2 protein-coding genes are annotated in these 1,442 nt (G+C 38.9%); one reads left to right on the top strand and one right to left on the bottom strand.

Features of this window, described 5'->3' with window-relative positions; genetic code table 11:
* Nucleotides 1-109: 109 nt before the first annotated feature.
* Nucleotides 110-733, bottom strand: a complete 624-nt coding sequence (locus CA598_RS31570) for a nitrogen regulation protein NR(II) (RefSeq protein WP_094874826.1) — start codon at nt 731-733, stop codon at nt 110-112.
* A 230-nt stretch (nt 734-963) separates the two neighbouring features.
* Between CA598_RS31570 and CA598_RS31565 the strand changes: the two genes are divergently transcribed.
* A complete protein-coding gene (locus tag CA598_RS31565) occupies nt 964-1,329 on the top strand; it encodes a helix-turn-helix domain-containing protein (RefSeq protein ID WP_094874825.1) in 366 nt (121 codons plus the stop codon).
* Nucleotides 1,330-1,442: the final 113 nt, after the last annotated feature.

Raw genomic sequence — 1,442 nt, 5'->3', positions numbered from 1 at the left:
CGTGGAGGTTCGAGTCCTCTCTACCGCATACAAATAAAAAGTAAGAAATCCTTTGCTTCGCAGAGGTTTTCTTACTTTTTTTTATAGGATTAGACAAGTTGATTAGTTCTTAGTTCTTAAAGGCTCTTGCATATTGGGGATAGAGCTGTCTGACACAGTCTGGGCAAATATCATGGGTGAATTGCAGAGAAAGCTGATGTTTTAAAAAATGTTCAATGTTGATCCATTCATCCTTAGAATTTCGAATGGATTTGCAGGAAGCACAGATGGGAATTAAGTCTTGTGTTGGCTTACAGGTCGAACAGATGCTTGCGATCCCTGACAACTGAGCTCCTTCTTTAAATGCGCCCAAATCATATAGAGAAATTATAAAAGCATTGTCTAAGTGATCATCTGACAGAAGAGGATAGATCTCTAAACGAAAGATACGGCTTCCTTTATTGGTGGTTTGTATGGAGAACTCAGAGGTATAAATCTGATACTCTCTGCGGAGTATAATTTTCACCGAATCATAAAGCTTGGCCCATTGATCGGAATCGAGGATCACATCCTGCATAAGCTCCGAATAATAAGCTCCAATCCATTGTTTCTGAGGGGAGAGGCCGTATTCATGATTAAATGCCTTCCACTTCCTGTTGGTGAACTGGATAACGCCTTGGCTGTTGATGACCACCGCATTGTGCGGCAGATATTCAAGTGAATGGATAATGGAAGATGATAAGCACTTTGACAAAAGTCACCGCTCCCTCCTAGAGATCCTTCAGGATGATAAGCTAATAAAGGGGGTCAGACGGCATTACATCAGACACTTGTCACCTGAGTCGCCTCTTATCGTCACTCTAACCATATGATATAATCGGATAATACATAGTAACACCAATTATATACTTTTTTACGTTATTTTGCAATAGGTAAATCACTTAAATAAGTCTTTTTTATTTTTTTGTGAAGGGTGGATTATGGATGCAGACCATTTATGAACGTATAGAGTATTTGATTAAGCAAAAAGGTCTCACTAAGAAATCATTCTGTGAGCAGTTAAATATAAGCACAGGTAATATGGGAGATTGGAAGCGGGGCAAGTCTACTCCGGGAACACACAAATTGATTGAGATCAGCGCTTTTTTTCATGTAAGTCTAGACTGGCTTATTTTAGGTAGAAATACATCTGAAATATTGAAAGAGAGCAATGAGGACTATGATTTCGGAGAAGTGAAGTTGAATGAAGATCGAACGAATGAATTGCTTCCAGAGGAAAGGAAATTCATTGAAGAATACTTAGCATTCACTGAATATCGTAAGCAGAAATGGGCCGACGAAAATTCTTGAATCAACGCCTTTACATTTTGGGGAAGTACATTTATAATAATGAATGTTGACCTCAAACAAAGTTTTAAGTTTTATCTCACCGCGCGGTAGTGGTGGAATGGCAGACACGCTAT

It is taken from the genome of Paenibacillus sp. VTT E-133291, from assembly GCF_002264395.1.
In the GTDB taxonomy this organism is placed as follows: Bacteria; Bacillota; Bacilli; order Paenibacillales; family Paenibacillaceae; genus Paenibacillus_AQ; species Paenibacillus_AQ nitricinens.
The sequence above is the reverse complement of the archived record's forward strand: the minus strand, read 5'-3'. Positions and strand labels throughout refer to the sequence as shown.